The organism is Paraburkholderia phymatum (assembly GCF_040965635.1).
GTDB classification, from domain to species: Bacteria; Pseudomonadota; Gammaproteobacteria; order Burkholderiales; family Burkholderiaceae; genus Paraburkholderia; species Paraburkholderia phymatum_B.
In genome coordinates this window covers 142,497-160,450 of record NZ_JBFRCH010000015.1, presented here as the reverse complement: position 1 = coordinate 160,450, position 17,954 = coordinate 142,497, and the positions used below count along the sequence as shown (strand labels likewise).

Sequence of the window (17,954 nt, the reverse complement as noted above, 5' to 3'; positions counted from 1 at the left end):
TGGGTTCGTCGGCGTGCGCTCAGCGTTCACGACACACCGCACACCCGCATCCCGCCCTTCGCGTAGCCGGATCCCGCAGCAGCACACCGCCGCCGCCTCTTGGCCCGCGATGGTAAATCCGCACTGCGCGCAACGGTTGACACGGCCGCCTTCGGCTGTGTCGCCCTCAAGCACACGCCCAGCGCAACGACGGCAGCAATGCAACGTCAGTCGCCAGGCTTCTCCGTTTCCGCTCATGCCCCCTCCAGCGCGCGCAGTTCCAGAAACCTCGCCGGCAACGTCGGTATGAACCGCACGGAGTGCGGCTCGTCGCGCAGTACCGACACGACGAGCTCGTCCATATCGGCGGAACGCTCGAGCGCGAGCGTCTTGACCTCGCCGGCGGTCACGTAGGTTATCTGACGGCGATCGAGCGCTGCCAGCTTCACCGGCTTCGTGCCCTTTGAATTTTTTCCGACGAACAGTTCTCTTTGCCGGTTGTAACAAGAGATGCAGATACGCCTGCCGATCAGGCGCGTGGCACCTCGATGGCACCGCGCACAGACCGACTGCCCCCTCAACAGCGACGGGTTGGCGTCCGGCACGCCCGCGTGTCGCGCGCCCAGTCCGCAACCCTTGCAGACCAGGCAACGCGTACTCGCCTCAGTCTGGGCAAAATCTGCATCAATGCTGCCACCTAAGCCCGCGCGCTTTTCCGCCGTGACCTCGGCAAGCATGTTTCCAGCCCGCCACCGCCGTTCGCACTCGTCCGTGGATATGGAGGCGCGCAGCGGCTCGCAGCGAAAGAAGCGGCGCCCCGGCATCAGATCAATCTCGAAGTATTCGACCGCCACTTAGATTCCCCCGCTAGTCGCAGCGCCGACCGGCGCCGCTTGGCTCAAGCTGTTGCGTCCGCCATTTCCGCCAGATACGGACTTTGCGCCCCGGCGCCCGCCTTCATGCGCTCGATAAAGCCGGTGCCGCGCTCGAGATGCAGCGTCTGAAATAGTCCTTGGTACGGGACAAAATGCAGATCCACCATCGGCACGTAATAAACCGCAGTGAACGACCCTCGCACGATGCGCACATAGCTGCCGGGTTTTACGCGCTCATCTGCACGGATACGCGCCGTGCCCGACTCGAGCAGTACGTTGTCCTTGTTCTGCGCCACAACGATTTCGCGCCGATTCGTGATCCACTCGGTCATGCTGACACGGCGGGTTTCTTGAACGCTCTCGGGTTGCCCGCTGCTCATCGTAGTGACGTCGTTACCTCCTTGCTGCGTCTCGCAATCCATGCGCCGCACGCCGTAGAATTGAGCCGCCGAGTTCGGATATTGGTAGAGGATGACCGAGGGGTCGTCAGCCTTCTGAAGCGCGAACTGCTGCCGATAGATATCATCGACCATCTCGAACTTTGGCGCGCGCACCCAGTAGTAGTTGGCGACCCTCTCATGGGTACGCGACAGGCTCAGACTGAGCACATCCCTGGCGTGCACGCTGATCGGCGTAAGCTCCGCCGCGTCCGACTGAATGACGTTACCGTTGATGTCCGTGAAGGGATTCGGCCGGTAGACGCAATAGACGCCATCCTCGCGATCCTCGAGGTAGAGTTCATTCCACATCCCGACGTCCCCGAAGTAGCTCAACAGGTTGTAGATCGCGCCCTGTTGGTTCTGCACCCCGCCAACGTCGACGACGCCATTTGCGACGGTGATATCCGTCTTGATCGAGTTAGGGTTCGAAGTGTTAGCCGGCATGAGCGACTGAAGGAACGGTGTGACAATCGCGCTCATCACCTGCTCGACGAACTCAGCGGCCGTCTGGCTCGTTTTATAGCCGGGCCCGAACCGCTCAAACAGTTTGAAGCTCGACAGATAGCTCTCACCGATTACGTAGCCTGTTGTGAACGAGATTTGTAGCATTTGCCACAGCACTCCGTAATCGATTCCTTTGACCGTCACGCTACGCTGCGCCTTACCATCCTGCCCCATTGCCTCGTCGCGCTCAATCCAGGTGACGAACCCGCGCATATAGATGGGAGGCGTCGGCGAAGGGCTGCTCGAACTGGAGTTCGGCAAATTGTGGCGCATCCGGATTTCCACAAGATCCATGGGTTCAATCAACCCGTACAGCGACTCAAACGCGCCCGGCTCCGAATATGGCGCGTCCGCCAGCACTAGCGTGAACGCGCCGGCGGATTCGCGTACCGACTTCGAGCACACCAGCTGCCCCGACTCACCAAGGAACGGCGTCAAATCGATCGTCTTGTGCGTGTCCAGCACGCGCTGGGACACGGGCGTCTTGCCGTCGACAGTCGTGCGCCCGATAGTTTTGTAAAGGGTCAGGCGCACGTCGGGCGTATAGAGTTTGATGTCCATGTCTAAATCGAAATTTCGAAGGATTGGGGCGCCATGCGCCTTCCGTTGTCCGTTGCGCCACGGCCGGTCACGCCGGGCCGCCCTCTAACACGGCCGCCACGTGATCCGGCAGCGGCTTGCCCGTGAACCAGGCGTCCGACAAGTCCAAGAGCGCAGTCATGGGTAACTGATCGTGGTAGACGGCTCGCACGACAGCATCGAAAACTTTTCCCGTGATTGGCGCACGGGGTTCCACGCCCCGTGGCATAAGCGACCGCACCGGAGGAGCCGGCCGTGACTTGACGAGGAGCAACCGGGGCTCTTTCATCGACCCGGCCTCGCTTGCTCGCGCCGGCCCGCGTCGACCGCATCAGCGAGCTCGATCAGCGCGCGGTCGACCATTTCGTCGACGCTGATTCCTATGTCGCGGGCCTCGCGCTCGATGCGTCGGAGCGTTCCGGGCGAGAGGGATTGCGCTACGTTAGGGGCGTTCATCGGGATGCCTCGTGCAGTTTGCTCAGCACGGACGTCGGCAGCGCGCGCCCGGCGGCATGAGCCTCATTGCAAAGCTGAACGTCCTGCTGCGACAACTTCCCGGCGCGCGCGGCAGCCAACACACGGCGCAGTGTTTCTTCGTTGATCGGTGCATGCATCACTGCGACACTCGCCGCATGGCGCGCAGCCTGCTGCTTGAGGTGTTCGGTTCGAAGACTTGCGGACTGCGGCGCCGGCGTCGCTTTTACTATGAGTCGCGGCTTCGCGGCGCGCTTCTGGCGCGACTTGTACCAGGGCGTGAGCGAGTCGAGTAGCTGTTCGAACAGGGGGTTGCGCTGTTTCTTCATGTCATGAATCCTGGAAAAAGCCCGGCCGACCATTGCCAGCCGGGTAAAGTCCGCGCCGAGTCATGGGCACGGACGGAGCAAAGGGCTAGTCTTGGGTCGCCACCGGCAAACGCCTTACCGCTTCCGCGTATTCGACCGTCGACATCAGGTTGAGCAGCGCGGCAAGGCACTCAGCATCGCCAGCAAGCGCCTTCGACAACGCGTGCTCAACAAGGACACCCGCGTGTCGCCGCAGAGGCTTGCAAGCTTCAGAAACGACGTTTTTCACATGCCTCGTGCGACCGCGCACGTTGCCGGTTTCGCCGGGGCGGAACTTCGTGTCACGGCTCAGTTCGTGGCCTTTCGCAAACGTCATGACCGACCTCGTTTAGCGAAGTGCGCCAGTGCGAAAGAAGAAGTCCAGATCGTCGTTGGGCCTGTATACCGAACGGGGCGTCGAGGTTCGATCAGGCGCATGCTTCCGCGACGTCTCGTACAACTTCCGTATGCCTTGCAGGAGATCGAATTCAATGTGCGCCACGTGCTCTCTCGTCGCATCGATCGTGACTTTGGACGCGACCTGTCTCAGTTCGGCGCGAAGCGTGTCTACGGTTGCCTTTTCGGCCTTGTCGTCGATTCGATCCAGCTTTGCGCGAGCTTCGAACAGCAGCCCGTTCAGTGCATCGATATCGGCCGCCAAGGCGACGAATTCGTTTGCCTCGCGATCGTTGGATCTGCCCTCGAGTCGAGCCGCAGTGATGGCCGACCGGCGCGCCGCGCATTCGTTGATACGGGCTTCGATCCGATCGACGGACTTCCGCGCCGCGTCAACCTTTTCGACGACCTTCTGCAGGGCGCGAAGCGAGCGCGCGAGCTGGTGGGCGAGTGAAGCGAAGCGCTCATCACCGTGACTCACGCGATAAGGGACGGCGAGCGCCTCGAGCTCTGCGTTGATCGAGGCGATTGCGGACGCCGCGATCTCACCGCCGGATGCCAGCACAAACGCTTCGTCTTTGGCCCGATCTTCCGCGATGCCAGCCGCTTCCCGGTCATGCGCCGCCTTAAGATCGCTATGAAGGGCCGCCAGCCTCTTGCGCAACTTCTCGGTACTGGTACCTGCAACAAGCGCTGCGTTAATCAGGGCATTCGTCTCGCCGATCTCACCGTTGATACTGGCGATTACTTCCTCATGTGCTGCCGTGTTCATACCAACTCCGCTTAGTTTTGCCGGCGCTCAACGTGAGCAGCCGATGGACAAATCTTCTTGTCACGACCAAGCAAATCGGCGAGATCAGATAGCAAAAAGCCCCTTATCAGATGCGGAATGAGTCTGTCGCGCAAAGAAAAAAGGCCCTCGAGGGGCCTTATCTGGTCGGCGAGACCTACGACGCCGGCCTACTGAGCTGGACCGGTTCAGCCGTGGGCACCCACCACCGCCGCCGGAAGCGCGTACAGTTCCTCCGCCGCGCGGCGCCGCGCAATCACGAGCTCAGCCTCGAGTTGGGCCAGCTTGCGCTTGACCAGATGTGTCTGTGTGCCTTGGCTGCTGGCCGCGTCGAGCCGTGCCTTGAACTTTTCAATCTCTCCGACCAGGTACGTCACCTGTGCCTCTGCCTTCGAACCCACCTTTACCTCCGTTTTGGGGTGCGGCCGCGCCGATCGCGGCCGTCGCTCAGATGCTGGCGTAACGACGCGCAGCGACGGCGGCTACAATTAGCGCATCAACGCTCGCGGAGGCGGACATGGAACAGATTCAGACCGGAAGCACGGGCCGCCCGGGCAACGGTATGCGCCCGATCCACCCGGGCGAAGTCCTGCGCGAAGACTTCTTGCTGCCGCTGGGCATGAATGCGAGCACGCTCGCGCGCGCTCTGAAGGTTTCGATTTCCAGCGTTGACGAGGTCGTGAACGAGCAACGGCCCGTCACCGCCGAGCTGGCGCTACGCCTCGCACGCTACTTTGGCGGATCCGCCGAGTCGTGGATGAACATGCAGCAGACGTACGATCTGAAGGTAGCGCAACACGCGCATGGGCAGCGGATCGAGGCGGAGGTTACGCCGCGAGCACCCAAAGAATCTACGCTGCAATGACCACAGTAACTATCGGTGTGGCGTCGCGGGAAGAAATGATCGCCCGCGCAGTAGCTACCGCTGCAAGCGGCTGAGCTACCGATACCGCGCGCATCACGTTCCTGACGCACGAAGACCTGTTCCGGACGATCACGCTCTTGCGTTGGAATTTGATCGCCGCAATGACCGGCGCCGGGCCCACTCGAGATCCGCGAGCTCGCGCGGCGACTCAACCGCGAGCAAGAGCAGGTGCATGAGGACGTCCGCGCGCTGCTTAACGTCGGTGTGCTCGACCACGCGGAGAATGGGGCTGTTGTGTTCCCTTATGACGCTGTGCACGTCGGTTTCACGATCGAGCCAAAGCATCTCCGAGGATCTCGAGCCAGTGAAGACTAAGCCCGTGCATGCGGAGCGGGATATCAGTCCCACGCGTCCCTAGACGCCTCCTCGATGAAGTCCATGAGTTCCTTTTCGCCCGGGCTTTCGGCGATCACCCGGGACTGGCGCTGAATTTCCTTGATGAACTCAGGATCTGATGTATCAGGCAAGCCATCCGCGTACGGTGACTTGCGAAGATCTGGAGGGTTTGGCACGGTCGGCTCCCTATAGCGTGATACCGGACCATTATAGGTCGGTCCGCTCGGTCGCAACACGGCCTCGTCGATCACCTTCTATTGGGCTTGCTTGAGCGGGAGGTTCAAGAGCTCGCGCAGCTTCTCCCCGATCCACGCGTTCGCCAACATCTCTCCGATTGCGTCAGCGAATGCAGTTCGGTCGTGGCACCTGACGTCTGTCCTGTCGTAGGATATTTGACATGGATAGCCCTCCTGCGGTCGATCCCACTTCGCCAGCCGGACCCACTCGGTGTCTTCCGCCTTCGGATTTCGCGCCGCGATCCAAGGCTCCGTTTCGCGCTCTTCTAAAGCCGCCGCCCAAGCGATGGCTCCCCCCAAAAGTACCTCAGCAGGGCTTCTCTTTCTCGGCTTCGGGAAGCCCCGCATGCTCAGTTCCAGTTTGCCGTCTGTAGCATTAAGCAGTTGCTCCCTCGCCTCCGCGAATACTTCTTCGAGTTCGGCGCGCGCCTGCGCTGCAAGTGCCGCAGCATCCTGTCCGCGTTTGAATGCATCGGCGAAATCCGTCACGACTCACTCCTAAGTTCGACTGTGCCAAGCACAGGAAGATGGTCAAAAATTTCCCGCCGACTAAGTAACCTGGCCCGCAAGTCGGGGCGTGCAACGATGCCACACAGGTTTTCCCTGAGGCTCAGCGATTTGTCCTGCAAGAAGGCGGACGAAAACATAATCTGGTCGTAGGTGAACCACTGTGAGTTTTCACCACCCGAATAGAAGTGGGTCCCGCAGAACCCTCTCGCGTCATCCGCGTGATCGCTATCGTGCGACTGGCCAATCTTTCTCCAGAAAGGATTGTATAGAAACCTCGAATCGCGACGTGCCAGCGCACGGTCTCGCGTGGCCAGAAGGTGGTTCGCTAAAGACGGGGAGAACGGGTCATCATTGTAGTCGCCGACCAAGACGACGAAGGGATCAGCGTATGCTGCATGCATCCGCTCAACGAACCTACGTAGGGCCGTACCCAGCTCCGCGCGGACCGCCGACGCATCTGCCGCTGTTAGGCGACTTGGCCAGTGTGAGGCCACCAAAACGAACGAGTCGTCAGTCTCGACTAGACGAAACCCGAGGGCTTCTCCAGTCTTCAAGGTCTTACGGCCGAATTTATCGGTGAGGGGAAGACTAGACTCAAGGGTCAGCTTGCTGTGATCATAAATCACCGCCGTGTCAAACATTAGTCGATTCGTGCGGTCGGTTGCATCGTGAACACTCAGATTCGGATCACCAAGTCCCTCGACGATCGCATCAAGGTCTGCGCTACAGACTTCACCGAGCGCCAGAACGTCGAACGCCACCTCCTCACGCAGTTCGCGCAGTTGGGTCACGACGAATTCCAGATCCGCTTCAGTGGCCTTCCTTCGAGGAACAGGAGGCGACAGACTCGTATTCCACCAGACAAACACTAGCGGCCCAACGGTTGCCCAGGACATTCTGTACCTGTTGTAGTTTATTGTCCGAGCTATCCCGCGAGTCGGACGGAGCGTCCGTATTGTAGCAATCAGAATCGCCAACAGATTTACAGTCTGTTGTACGTTGCCTCCGAAGAGCTTTGTCGGCGGGATTTCCGGTGCACGCCGCACAGATCTCGGACGCAGGTCGGGCGCATCATGGCAATCGGTCGCTTTATCGATATGCTTGTGATCCGGGAAGCTTTCCAAAATCGGGTGTTTTGCGACTTTATCGAGCTGGACCTCGAAGCCGGAAAGCGGCCTGGTGCGGGCAAACCATCACAGTTCTTCGGCGGCGGTAACCTCCGTTAGTTTTCGGCAACGCGATGTTCGACCGCTGGAACCATCCAGCCAGCCGTGGCATATTCCCTTGCATTCCTCCGATACGCAGCATGGTGCACCAATGCCTGTCCTGAGAATTGACATCGAAAGGGCACTCGATGAACTCGCCTCCCAAGAGGAGGGAATGCGTTTTCAGGGACTGTCAGTTGTACTCGGCAAGAAGCGCTGGCCGGAACTCATCGCCCGCCAGCGCAAGAAGGATTTCGGGCTCGATGCCTACGCGGCCGCAACCCTGACTCCGGAGAAAATCGGCAAGGGCCTCGCTGCGTCGATCACGCCAACGCTGAAGAAGATTTCTGACGACGCGAAGACCGCCAAGGAGCACTTTCCTGACTTAAAGGCGCTTCTATTCGTGACACCCGCTAAAGTCGGCAACGCTGACCGAAAGAAGTGGGAAAAAGCGATCTACGATGACCTCGGCCTCGACCTGCACATTATCGAGCGCGAGGAAATCGTCACGCAGATGATGATGCCGGAGAACGCCTCACTCCGTGCAAGCTTCCTCCGGCTCGATGTCGAATCCGAACCGCAGATTGTAGACCTCATCGAAAAAACAAGACGCGCGGCGGACGCCATTACGCGGACCTGGGCTGGCAAAACAAAAGGACATCCGCTTATTGATCTCGCCGTGGTTCGACTCGACTCAAATGGAGCGGAGTCTGCCGAGGTATTGTCGCTCGAACAGATTGGCCAGGCACTATCACAGAGCCGCCGCATCGTTCTCGAGGGCCCCGCTGGCCGCGGGAAAACCACGACGCTGATACAGCTCGCGCAGCGCGCACACGCCATCGGCACAGCGTTCATCGTCGAACTTCCGGCGTGGACGTCCTCACACCGGGGAATTCTCGATTACATTGCCGGCATGCCTGCGTTCCAGACCGAAGGTCTCACGGCCGCGGACCTCGCGCGCGTGCAGCGAATGGAACCTTTCATGTTTTTGCTGAACGGCTGGAATGAGATTGCGGAGTCGAATTCCGCGCAGGCTAACAACGCACTCCGGGAACTAGAACGGGATTTTCCAGGCGCAGGCATCATCGTCGCGACCCGCACGTACCACTTAACACCGCCGCTACCCGGAGCATTGCGGCTGCGGTTGCTGCGCCTCCGTCGCGTGCAGCGGGCAGCTTACCTGGCAGCCCGCCTTGGTGAGAGGGACACCGAGCTTTGCGCCCGTATCGATGCCGAGCCGTCGCTCGACGAGCTAACCCGAACGCCTTTCATCCTCTCCGAAGTCGCTTCGCTGTTTGAAGCGGGCGCCGAAATTCCCTCTAGCAAAATCGGCATCCTCGCCGAGGTTCTGCGTCTGCAAGAACATCGTGACGAACACAGAAATGCGCTGCAAGCGGCACCGACCTTTGGCCTGCAAAAGGACTATCTGAAGGCCCTCGCAACGAAGATGACTCGCGGCGGTGCGGTGGCATTGCCCGACGCTGACGCCCGCGCTGTCGTTGCCGCCGTCGCACGAGAGCTTGCGAACCTTGGCCAGATCGAGCCTGTGGGAGCCCCAGCGCTCCTTGCGACACTCACGGCGCACCACGTTCTCGAGCGCGTTGACTACCCGCAAGCGGCATTTAAATTCGAGCATCAGCAGTTACAGGAGTATTACGCTGCGCTCGACTTGCGTGCGCGTCTTGTCGACCTGCTGGACGATGACCACGATACGACCGGCCGCTTCACGGCCGACTACGTAAATGATCCGGCATGGGCCGAGCCGCTGCGCATGATCTGCGAGACGTTTTCCGAACAGACCGGCAACGACGAAACAGACAAAAAAAATACCAGTGCCGGCGGGAAGCTGGTGGCGATGGCACTCGCCGTCGACCTCGTATTCGCCGGCGAGCTTGCGCAGCTTTGTGGCGCGGCCGTCTGGAGTGAAGTCAGCGCCGCGGTCAGTGAGCGCTTCCGCGTCGTCTGCGCGATCCAAGACGGCAGCTTTCGGCAGTACGCACTCGCCGCAATGCTCGCTACCGGCGCGGACGACTTCAGCGACATCATCGTGCCGCTTCTGTCGAGCGAAGACCAGCAAACGCGGTTTCGCACGTACCGACTCTGGCCGGACATCCAGGTCTCGTCGATTGGATCGAACTGGCGCGAGCAAGTACGCGGCTGGAGCGAGGAGGCGCGAGAAGATTTCGTGTCCGAATTGCTTCATCATCGTGCCGATGACGAGATCGCGGCCTTCGCTGTGGAGGACAACAGCATTGCGGTGAAGAAGGCGGCAGCTACCGGTCTCATGTGGACCGGATCTGACGACGCGCTCACGCGCGTCCTCGAGTCGATGGATGCGCAAACATTCGAAGATCTTGCGCGTGAGAATTTCGACCGAATGCCGGCGTCGCTCAGACAAAAGACTGTCGCTGCGATGCGGAAACTCATCGAGAGCACCACGGACCATCCTCAGCGCCTGCGAACCGCGCTCCATTTGATCGAACTCGGCGATACAGGTCTAGACGGCGTCATCAAGGACGCGATGGTGGCGCTGCCCGGCGGCGACATGCACAACCTGGGTTCGCACTACATCCAACCGGCGCTCGAGTATCTGCGCAAATCGGATCCGGTCTGGGTGAGCGCGTGGGTGGCAGTCCAGATTGCCGAAGGCGTGCTCTACGGGCACGAGTACTGGTTGCCGTTCGTGACCGCGATTCCTGATGGCATTGTTGAGGGGTACCTCCATCGCCTCGAGACCGAAAACTTAACGAATGCGCGCTTTCATGGTATGGCTACGGTGATCGCCGCTGGCGCGAATGCACCGCTTGCGGCACGCGTATTTACGAAGCTGCACGAGCTGAGGCGCAAGGTGGATGAGGAACACGGGCAGCCGCACGAGTTCGAGTGGCAGATAATCGGCCAGTTCGAGGCCGTATTTCACCACTTTTCCGGCGATGTTGCCGCGGCCGGTGTCCTTTTATCCGTCACCAACGGGGACCCCTTCGACATTAAGGTCGCGGCCGCTCTTCTCACCAAGGTTGCGAGGTCTGACGCGGAACCGTTCCATATCGCCGACAACGACCTGAAGGCGCGCGTTCGTGCATATCTGAAAGGCAGCGTTGATCTCGTGCTCGGCCAGGACGATTTCACCGGCCAGGAGAAGGCCAACCTGGCCTCGGCGATAGCGCAGGTTGGAATGCCAGAAGACATGGCAGACCTAGTGACGCTCATCCGGGCTGACATCGATAGGATGCGCCGCGGCCAGGCCGCGCGCGCGGCCGGCGACCGTGGACCTCTCGGCAATGGCGCCGGCATGTGCTACGCGGGCTGGCACGTCGCCGCCGCCATGCACCTCGCCCCCCCTAGCGCCGAGCAGGTACTCATTGACCTGCTCCCTGAGCCGGAATACCTTTCGGACGTCGCGGCGGCAATGGCGCGTAACTTCGTGCCGAAGCCGGACCGCCTCTTCGAACCAACGCTCCGCTACGACTTGATTTGGGGCGCGCGCGAAGGTCGCGTTCCACCGCCCGTCGACGACCAGCAGCGCACACGGTTTGCTGCCGCACTCAATGCCGAAATCAAGCGCCTGCGAGAGCAGAACGAAGATGGTAAAAGCGTCGTCGGACTGAAAGATCTCGCAAAGGCGCTTGCGGCCATTGACGGCCGCGGTTCCACGGCAACAGTGCTCGAGGTAATTGTCATGCCTGGCCAATGGGACCAATACACCCGTCTCGACACCGCCGAGCGTTTGTTGGTGGCCGGTGTCGTCCTGCCCATGAACACCCTGTTCGCTCTGGTTGATTCCTTCCTTGAACGGACACAAGAGTGGATGCATGATTCAGACAGGTACCTTCTGCGCCGCATCCTCGCGCTATGCCCCTTCGTCGACGACCCTGCGGCAGGGATTGCCAAGATGCGCGATGTGCTCGCGAAGCGTCGGCTCTGGGCGCACGAACTGGGAGACCTTATTACCGCTCTCGGCGAGAGCCGATCGAACGCCGCCGTCGAACTTCTGTACGAGCTCGCGTCTGATGCGCCGACGTTTGAGGAGTGCGAGAAAACGCTCGTTAACGCTTTGTCCACATTGGATACGCCGCGCGCACGTGAATTGCTCCGAGCTTTTGTCGACCCGGATATCCACGGCATCACTTTGCGGGATCGTCCCCACCGCCATGACGTGTTGGTCGCGCGACTCGCTGAACTCGCCCAGAAGCGCCCGGAAGTTGCCGCGCGGCTGCGCGAGTTATGTGAACGCGACCTGCAGGAACTCAATCGGCACTTCATCTCGAAAATTATGAACTGGCTCGGGACGTCCGAAGCACTCACCGCGAATCTACACCTGATCGACGACACCAAGCCCGCGCCGGTTCCGCAAGGTGTCTGGGAGCAACTCGAAACCGCTTTCGTCGAGCGACGCCCGTACGAGCAAGATCCCAACGTCTTCACGCAACACGCTCGCGCGTCAAACGAGTTGCGCGTCCGGCTATTCAGAATGGCGTATGAGGACGACAAACGACGGAAATCCGCATGCATGCTTCTCGGCCAAATCGAGGAATGGCGACTGGAGTATGGCCGGCCGACGGGCGAACCTCGTCACCCCGATCTTTCATCCGGCCAGCCTTGGCCCCCGAGGCAATCCTGACTTTCCTAGTAATCAAAGAGGTAGGCGACGTGCCCGACTGGTTCGGATTGAAGTGAAGTCCGGCGCCCGAGACATACATGAGCGGTTGCTGTGGGTCCGGTCGACGACATTCGCCAATGTCACGATGTGCTCGCGCTCAATGATGGGCCCGGCGGCGCCCCAATCGCTTAGATGTGATCTGGGCGGAAATTCGGAAAGCCGTCCTCGTCAAAGTCCGGATCAGCTGGTGGCGGTGGGTTCTCAATTCCGTCGACCTCGTCCCATTCTTCGTCCGTCGGTTTGCGGTAGTAACGTTCCATGTCCTCCGCGGGCACATTAAGCGTTCGATATTCGCCGACCACCTCGGCCACATACCCCACCCTATCGTCCACAAAGTTTACGGCGAGAACCCTGACGTAGCAGCCAGGCTGACTCGGCGGCGTTAAAACTTCACCAACCGACCATTTATGATCGAATTTCGTTGTCGGCATCGCTTATAGCCTCCAAATGTTAGGGATGGCGATGTTATTTCTGCTGCAACCGAGTGGTCAAGGAAAGAGCGTCGCCGCAGTCCGGTTGCTGTCCATTCAGTGCTCCACCAGTGCTACATGGTGAAAGTGCTATAGACGCTGGCCCAATTCTTCGGGCGTTCGCCGGTTTTTAGTTGCTCCCATTCATCATCGGGCCACCGAATTTTACAAAGTTTTCGGAATGGTGTCGTCTCTCTCTTACCGGCGGCAAACACGCATGCGAAATGATTCACAGCTGCAGCGTTACCCTGTTCCATCGGCTTGGTTTCGGACTCCCGGCTTACCATTTCCCCGGATGCTGTGCAGATTACGCTCGCTATGCATTGGCACGTGGTATCACCTTGGTATACCAGCAGACGTCGTGCATACCTGCACCGGCTAACAGCGAATCGCTTGTCGCTGTCGTCCGAATGTAGAGTCTCACGAGCGGGAAGACGCCAACTCACAGATCAACAATCTGTTGCTCATGGCGAGCATCGCATTGCGCAACAAGCGTCTTCGGGGCGCTCTAGTTCTTTCCGGGCGCAGGTAGGGCCCACACATTTTTCCTAGTACTGCCTTCCTTACGGATGTGACTCACGGAGGCCCCTCACGATTATTTCATCAACTTGCGAAAAGGCACTGTCGACCCCTCACGGCCGCTCGTGGTGCCTCGCTCAAGGATTGGCAGTTCCGGAAAGCAAACCGGCCTTATCGCTTAATGAACTCGTTTTAGGAAGCCGTCGAGCACTTGAATTCGCGTCCTTTTCTTTCTACTATCGAACAGGTTGAAACTGCGGCGCGCAACTCATTAGTAACTCTGAAAACGTTCTCACATCAAGCAATACGTTTTGATGCGCCTCAAATTTTCATTGGCCAGAGATTGACGAAAATGAACAGCGATTATTATATCGTTGAAAATTGATTTCATAAATTATATGACCAACCCCGGAGGCAATCATGATTGCTGTTATGGGATTTAATGGATTTTACGAGTGGATGAATAAGACATATAGCACCGATTGGATGCTTGTGGGCGGAGCTGCGTGCTGGGCATACATCACAGACAAGGAAAATGTCAACAGATGTTCCCACGCAATATATAGTAAAATCTTTCCAGATGACATTGATGTCATGCTCGGCGTCGAATCTCCGACGGAGCCCATTGCTGTCATAGCAGATGGACGTCACATCGAAGTCGAATTTGTGGATGATTTTCAGGATAGGGTGTCGAAGTGTCAGAATGCAACGCAGCTCGCGTCTGGAGCTCGAGTTCTCGATATTAATACCATTCTCTTTAAATATTCGACCACCTCTGATAAACCGCAAATTCGAAAAACTCGCTCCGAGTTTCTCCGGCTCATAAAGACGGGCGCGATTATCGTACCCGACAAGCTGCAGGAATATTATAATAACGCCGCCGCAAAGCCAACTGAGAACCCTTTCGCTTTAGGCTTAAAGAGCTTAAAGGGAGTGGGGGTGAAGAAGTGACAGGGGGCATCCGCGTCGGGTGACTGACGCTCCCAGTGCATGTTGGACTCACTCCGTGCTGCCGGACATCGCCTCACACTGTTATTCGCGAAAAAATTTGCTTGGAACGGCCCACGCTTGTTTGCCTTTGGCAAGGTCGATATAGCCTTAAGATGCGTTCGAGGTCTAGCCACGACGGCTGCAATAGTTCGCCTTCGTTAGACACCTCGCGTGCATGAGCGGCTGCTATCAAAGTCATCGGTGCGTGCGAATGTCTCACTGGCAACTGAGCCGACCGTCAGTAACGGACCGACTCTTGCCCGACGAGACCCTGATATTCGCGGACCGACGCCACCGCTCCAAACAACAGACTGTGAATCTGTTGAGTGTTGGTCGAATTCTTTTACTGGCTTGTCTTCAGCCGCGAGCAATTATTTCGGGCGCAGGTAGGGCGCAACAAAGAAACGGTACCCGATGCATGTGCAACTGGTTAACAATGCCTGACTCTTGATCGTCCAGATGCGCGCCCGCAATTTCGAATCATGCCGCTTTGATCAACTGCAGTTGCACCCCGCTTCCGATGGTCGGCCGGCACGCTCCGGCCGCCATCGGTACCGCCTCCCACACCGCGAAATGAGGCCGGGCAGGACTTCAAGCGGCCGCAACCAGGCCGTCTGCGCTGGTCGGAAACGACACGTCGGATGTCACCGCGTCGACCAGCGCTTCGGCAAAATACGCTTGCGCTGCATGGCATGCGACTAGCTGTTCGCGCATGTTGGAACAGAGAAGCCGCAGCTTGTCCACGTGTGCGACTACGCGCTGCTGCACGTTCAGCGGAGGAAGCGGAAATTCAAGTCTCGACACTTCGGTACTATTGATGTTTTTCACACCGGAAGTAGTCCGAATCGGGCCCTCAATCTGCGCTCGCACACCCTCTGTCTCCAATGCCAGCAGGACGTACGTTGGCAGAGCAACATCCTTTCGAAGTCGAACCCGCATCAGATAGCCTGCGAAAGCAAAATCGCGAGATTCCTCTCCGACCAGCGCGGCAGAACCAACTAACGTTGCGCTGCCATTCGAACGGACTAGAAGCAAATCACCGGGAACAAGTGCCAGGCGCGCAACCTCTTCTGTGGTTAGCGGCCCGAACTTAAGATCCTCGGTCGAAATTCGACCATTCTTGAGGTTCGGAATGCGCAATACTGGGACGCCTTTAACCTCATAGTCACATTTCGCAGATGTGCCGTACCTCAAATCACGCATGATCTCGCCAAATTTGATCCACGACCAAGACGACGGGATCTCATACGATCCGACGTTTAGCGAGGCATCGGTTGCTCTATCGACTTGCGCGATAGAATTTGCCGTTGTCGTTCCATTGCGGTCGTCTACCGGCAGTAGTAGCCCGCGCACAGCAAGCTCCAGAATGGTCCTCTCCAGTGCGTCGACTGCTTCTGGCCGGTCGAGCAGTAGGTCGAAATGGGCGGCGACGCGCGACCAGTTTTCGCCAAGTTCATGAGCCGATTCGCTCGCGGTCAGTGCCTCGAACAGTGTCGCCGTCAGCTGCGAGTGCCGCTCACCCTCCAGCCGGCCACGGGTTTCCAGTTCATCGCACAACCGCATCAGTTCGTCGACTTTGGCAACGATGCGGACTTGCTCAGCAACCGGTGGCAGAACAAGAACTAGATTTTCGAGAGTCCCCTTCGTAACATGCTGTAGACCAACACCTCCCTGTGCGCGTGATATCAACACGTGCAGCTGACTATTAATCGCTAATCGCAGAAAACTCTTTACATAGGCTGATCCAGCCTGAATGCATTTGAAAATGTGCTGATTCAGAGCCGCAGCGCCTCGATCCCAAACGAATGCGCCAAATGAAGTGCCCGGCGTACCCGACCAGCTAATAAGGAGATCCCCGTCGGAAATGATGTGTCTCTGATCAACGCCCTGCGGATTGCAATAGTTGAATGCGGCGTTCGGATTGTTCAGATTTTGAATTCGAACGATCGGCAAGCCTTCAGAGCACCATTCAGACGATTTAAATGCGCGACCATTGACCATTTCGAGCACGGCACCAAGCCGCACAAATTGCCAGCGCTCAGGTAAATCAAATGGCTTTTCCTCGGCGACAATAGGTGCGAGAGGCTTTGCCCGCCTAATTTGTGGTGCGGGTGCGTGCTCGTCCTTCGGGTCCTTCGGGTCCTGCGGCACCAGCTTGCCCTGTACTGCAAGTGACAAAATCAGCTCGCGAATGCGTGCGACCCCATCCGGCGCTGTCGCCAGCATTTCAAATCCACCCCTGAGGTTCATGCCTGGCGCTCCAGTGCATTCGCCAGGATCCCCTTGAGCCGGTCGCGCATTGCCTGCGCTTCGGCCGTCAGCCGCTGATACTGCATAAGCAGTTCGTCCGGATCGTGGCTGACCTCTTCTCCACGGTGCGGATTCTTTTGGTCAAGGTTGTAGCCATTAGCCTTCAGCGTCTCGATGTTCACCTTCCAGGCGAACTCGTTCTCGACGCGGCCTGCAAAGCCTTCGGCTTCGCTGCCCCACCACGCCTTCTCCGGTGCGAATTCCTCAATGCGGATCGGCTTGGTCTTCGAGTAGTTCTTGTAGCCAGCGGGATACGGATGCTCGTAATACCAGACCTCGCGCGTGGGTGTGCCCTTGGTGAAGAACAGCAGGTTGGTCCTGATACCCGTGTACGGCGCGAACACGCCGTTGGGCATCCGCACGATCGTATGCAGGTTACATTCGGTGAGAAGCTTTTCCTTGATCCGGCTTTTCACGCCCTCGCCGAACAATGTGCCATCGGGCAGCACAACTGCGGCCCGCCCGTCGTGCTTGAGAAGTTCGATGATCAGCACGAGGAACAGGTCAGCGGTTTCGCGGGTGCGCACGTCGGCCGGGAAATTGGCCTCGATGCCAGGCTCCTCAGTGCCGCCGAACGGCGGATTGGTCAGGATCACGTCGACCATGTCTCGCGCGCCATAGTCGATGAGCGGTCGCGACAGGGTATTGTCGTGGCGAATCTGTAGGGGCACTTCGATCCCGTGCAACATCATGTTCGTGACGCACAGCAGGTGCGGCAACTGTTTTTTTTCGACGCCGGTGACGGCAGTCTGCAGCGCGGCGTCATCCTCGACGCGCTTGCGTTTCGCCTTCAGGTGCTCGATCGAGCAGGCGAGAAAACCACCGGTACCGCAGGCCGGATCCAGTATCCGCTCGCCGAGCTGCGGGTTGATCTGGTCGACCATGAATTGCGTGACTGCACGCGGCGTGTAGAACTCGCCCGCGTTGCCCGCGCTCTGCAGGTCCTTGAGAATCTTTTCGTAAAGGTCGTTGAACAGGTGCCTGTCAGCGCGATTATTGAAGTCGATCTCGTTGATCTTGTTGATCACTTGGCGCAGCAACTGGCCCGACTTCATGTAGTTGTACGCATCGCCAAACACTTCGCGCGCCACAAAACCACGCGGGTTGCGCTGCGGATCCGCTTCGAGCGCCTTAAGCGACGGGAACAGGTCGTCGTTGACGAAGCCCAGCAGCTCGTCACCAGTGATGCCCTCCGCGTCCGTTGCCCAGTTGCGCCAGCGCAGCCGATCCGGCAGCGGTGACCGGAACCCGTCACGCATCAGTTCGAGCTCCGTTTCTTGGTCATCGAAGATCTTCAGGAACAGCAACCAGGTCAGCTGTGAGATCCGCTGCGCGTCGCCGTCCACGCCGGCATCCTGGCGCATGATGTCCTGCACCGACTTGATAAAGGTAGAACTGATTGTCATGGA

The 17,954-nt window shown here is 58.8% G+C and carries 17 protein-coding genes; 4 read left to right on the top strand and 13 right to left on the bottom strand.

The annotated features are described in order from the left end of the window. Window positions 1-233: 233 nt before the first annotated feature. From AB4Y32_RS24105 to AB4Y32_RS24075, 7 genes are all read right to left on the bottom strand, one after another. Entirely contained in the window at window positions 234-833 is a 600-nt protein-coding gene (locus tag AB4Y32_RS24105; protein ID WP_368723739.1) for a hypothetical protein, read from the bottom strand. Window positions 834-877: 44 nt separating this feature from the next. Continuing rightward, window positions 878-2,359, bottom strand: coding sequence for a hypothetical protein (locus AB4Y32_RS24100; protein WP_368723738.1), 1,482 nt, complete (start codon window positions 2,357-2,359; stop codon window positions 878-880). 303 nt (window positions 2,360-2,662) lie between these two features. Further along, the gene (locus AB4Y32_RS24095) at window positions 2,663-2,833 is read right to left on the bottom strand and encodes a hypothetical protein (RefSeq protein ID WP_368723737.1); all 171 of its coding nucleotides are present in this window, start codon (window positions 2,831-2,833) and stop codon (window positions 2,663-2,665) included. After that, a complete protein-coding gene (locus tag AB4Y32_RS24090) occupies window positions 2,830-3,180 on the bottom strand; it encodes a hypothetical protein (protein ID WP_368723736.1) in 351 nt (116 codons plus the stop codon). Before AB4Y32_RS24090 ends, AB4Y32_RS24095 begins: the two co-directional genes overlap by 4 nt. A gap of 85 nt (window positions 3,181-3,265) precedes the next feature. After that, window positions 3,266-3,535: a hypothetical protein gene (locus AB4Y32_RS24085; protein ID WP_368723735.1), complete on the bottom strand. Its 270-nt coding sequence runs from the start codon at window positions 3,533-3,535 to the stop codon at window positions 3,266-3,268. 12 nt (window positions 3,536-3,547) lie between these two features. Further along, window positions 3,548-4,366, bottom strand: coding sequence for a hypothetical protein (locus tag AB4Y32_RS24080; RefSeq protein ID WP_368723734.1), 819 nt, complete (start codon window positions 4,364-4,366; stop codon window positions 3,548-3,550). A 206-nt stretch (window positions 4,367-4,572) separates the two neighbouring features. Beyond that, window positions 4,573-4,785, bottom strand: a complete 213-nt coding sequence (locus AB4Y32_RS24075) for a hypothetical protein (RefSeq protein ID WP_368723733.1) — start codon at window positions 4,783-4,785, stop codon at window positions 4,573-4,575. A gap of 116 nt (window positions 4,786-4,901) precedes the next feature. Here AB4Y32_RS24075 and AB4Y32_RS24070 point away from each other — a divergent pair, with 116 nt between their 5' ends. Together AB4Y32_RS24070 and AB4Y32_RS40710 are read left to right on the top strand one after the other, a co-directional pair. Continuing rightward, window positions 4,902-5,249: a HigA family addiction module antitoxin gene (locus AB4Y32_RS24070; protein WP_368723732.1), complete on the top strand. Its 348-nt coding sequence runs from the start codon at window positions 4,902-4,904 to the stop codon at window positions 5,247-5,249. Window positions 5,250-5,477: 228 nt separating this feature from the next. Continuing rightward, window positions 5,478-5,624, top strand: coding sequence for a hypothetical protein (locus tag AB4Y32_RS40710; protein ID WP_439899831.1), 147 nt, complete (start codon window positions 5,478-5,480; stop codon window positions 5,622-5,624). Between the two features lie 23 nt (window positions 5,625-5,647). Here the strand turns inward: AB4Y32_RS40710 and AB4Y32_RS24065 are convergent, their stop codons facing one another. The 3 genes from AB4Y32_RS24065 to AB4Y32_RS24055 form a co-directional block, all read right to left on the bottom strand. Beyond that, a complete protein-coding gene (locus tag AB4Y32_RS24065) occupies window positions 5,648-5,821 on the bottom strand; it encodes an antitoxin MazE-like protein (protein ID WP_368723731.1) in 174 nt (57 codons plus the stop codon). 78 nt (window positions 5,822-5,899) lie between these two features. Then, the gene (locus tag AB4Y32_RS24060; protein WP_368723730.1) at window positions 5,900-6,370 is read right to left on the bottom strand and encodes a hypothetical protein; all 471 of its coding nucleotides are present in this window, start codon (window positions 6,368-6,370) and stop codon (window positions 5,900-5,902) included. Beyond that, window positions 6,367-7,287: an endonuclease/exonuclease/phosphatase family protein gene (locus AB4Y32_RS24055; RefSeq protein WP_368723729.1), complete on the bottom strand. Its 921-nt coding sequence runs from the start codon at window positions 7,285-7,287 to the stop codon at window positions 6,367-6,369. Before AB4Y32_RS24055 ends, AB4Y32_RS24060 begins: the two co-directional genes overlap by 4 nt. A 421-nt stretch (window positions 7,288-7,708) precedes the next feature. Here AB4Y32_RS24055 and AB4Y32_RS24050 point away from each other — a divergent pair, with 421 nt between their 5' ends. Then, complete coding sequence (locus AB4Y32_RS24050; protein ID WP_368723728.1) at window positions 7,709-12,217, top strand: NACHT domain-containing NTPase; 4,509 nt, start codon at window positions 7,709-7,711, stop codon at window positions 12,215-12,217. A 167-nt stretch (window positions 12,218-12,384) separates the two neighbouring features. On the opposite strand, the gene AB4Y32_RS24045 is transcribed toward AB4Y32_RS24050, so the two are convergent. Continuing rightward, on the bottom strand, window positions 12,385-12,687 hold the full coding sequence (locus AB4Y32_RS24045; RefSeq protein ID WP_368723727.1) for a hypothetical protein: 303 nt from the start codon (window positions 12,685-12,687) through the stop codon (window positions 12,385-12,387). 978 nt (window positions 12,688-13,665) lie between these two features. On the opposite strand from AB4Y32_RS24045, the gene AB4Y32_RS24040 reads away from it, so the two are divergent. Further along, a complete protein-coding gene (locus AB4Y32_RS24040) occupies window positions 13,666-14,196 on the top strand; it encodes a hypothetical protein (RefSeq protein WP_368723726.1) in 531 nt (176 codons plus the stop codon). A gap of 630 nt (window positions 14,197-14,826) precedes the next feature. Here the strand turns inward: AB4Y32_RS24040 and AB4Y32_RS24035 are convergent. Both AB4Y32_RS24035 and AB4Y32_RS24030 read right to left on the bottom strand, forming a co-directional pair. Then, a complete protein-coding gene (locus AB4Y32_RS24035) occupies window positions 14,827-16,485 on the bottom strand; it encodes a restriction endonuclease subunit S (RefSeq protein WP_368723725.1) in 1,659 nt (552 codons plus the stop codon). Beyond that, window positions 16,482-17,951, bottom strand: a complete 1,470-nt coding sequence (locus AB4Y32_RS24030; RefSeq protein WP_368723724.1) for a type I restriction-modification system subunit M — start codon at window positions 17,949-17,951, stop codon at window positions 16,482-16,484. Before AB4Y32_RS24030 ends, AB4Y32_RS24035 begins: the two co-directional genes overlap by 4 nt. Window positions 17,952-17,954: the final 3 nt, after the last annotated feature.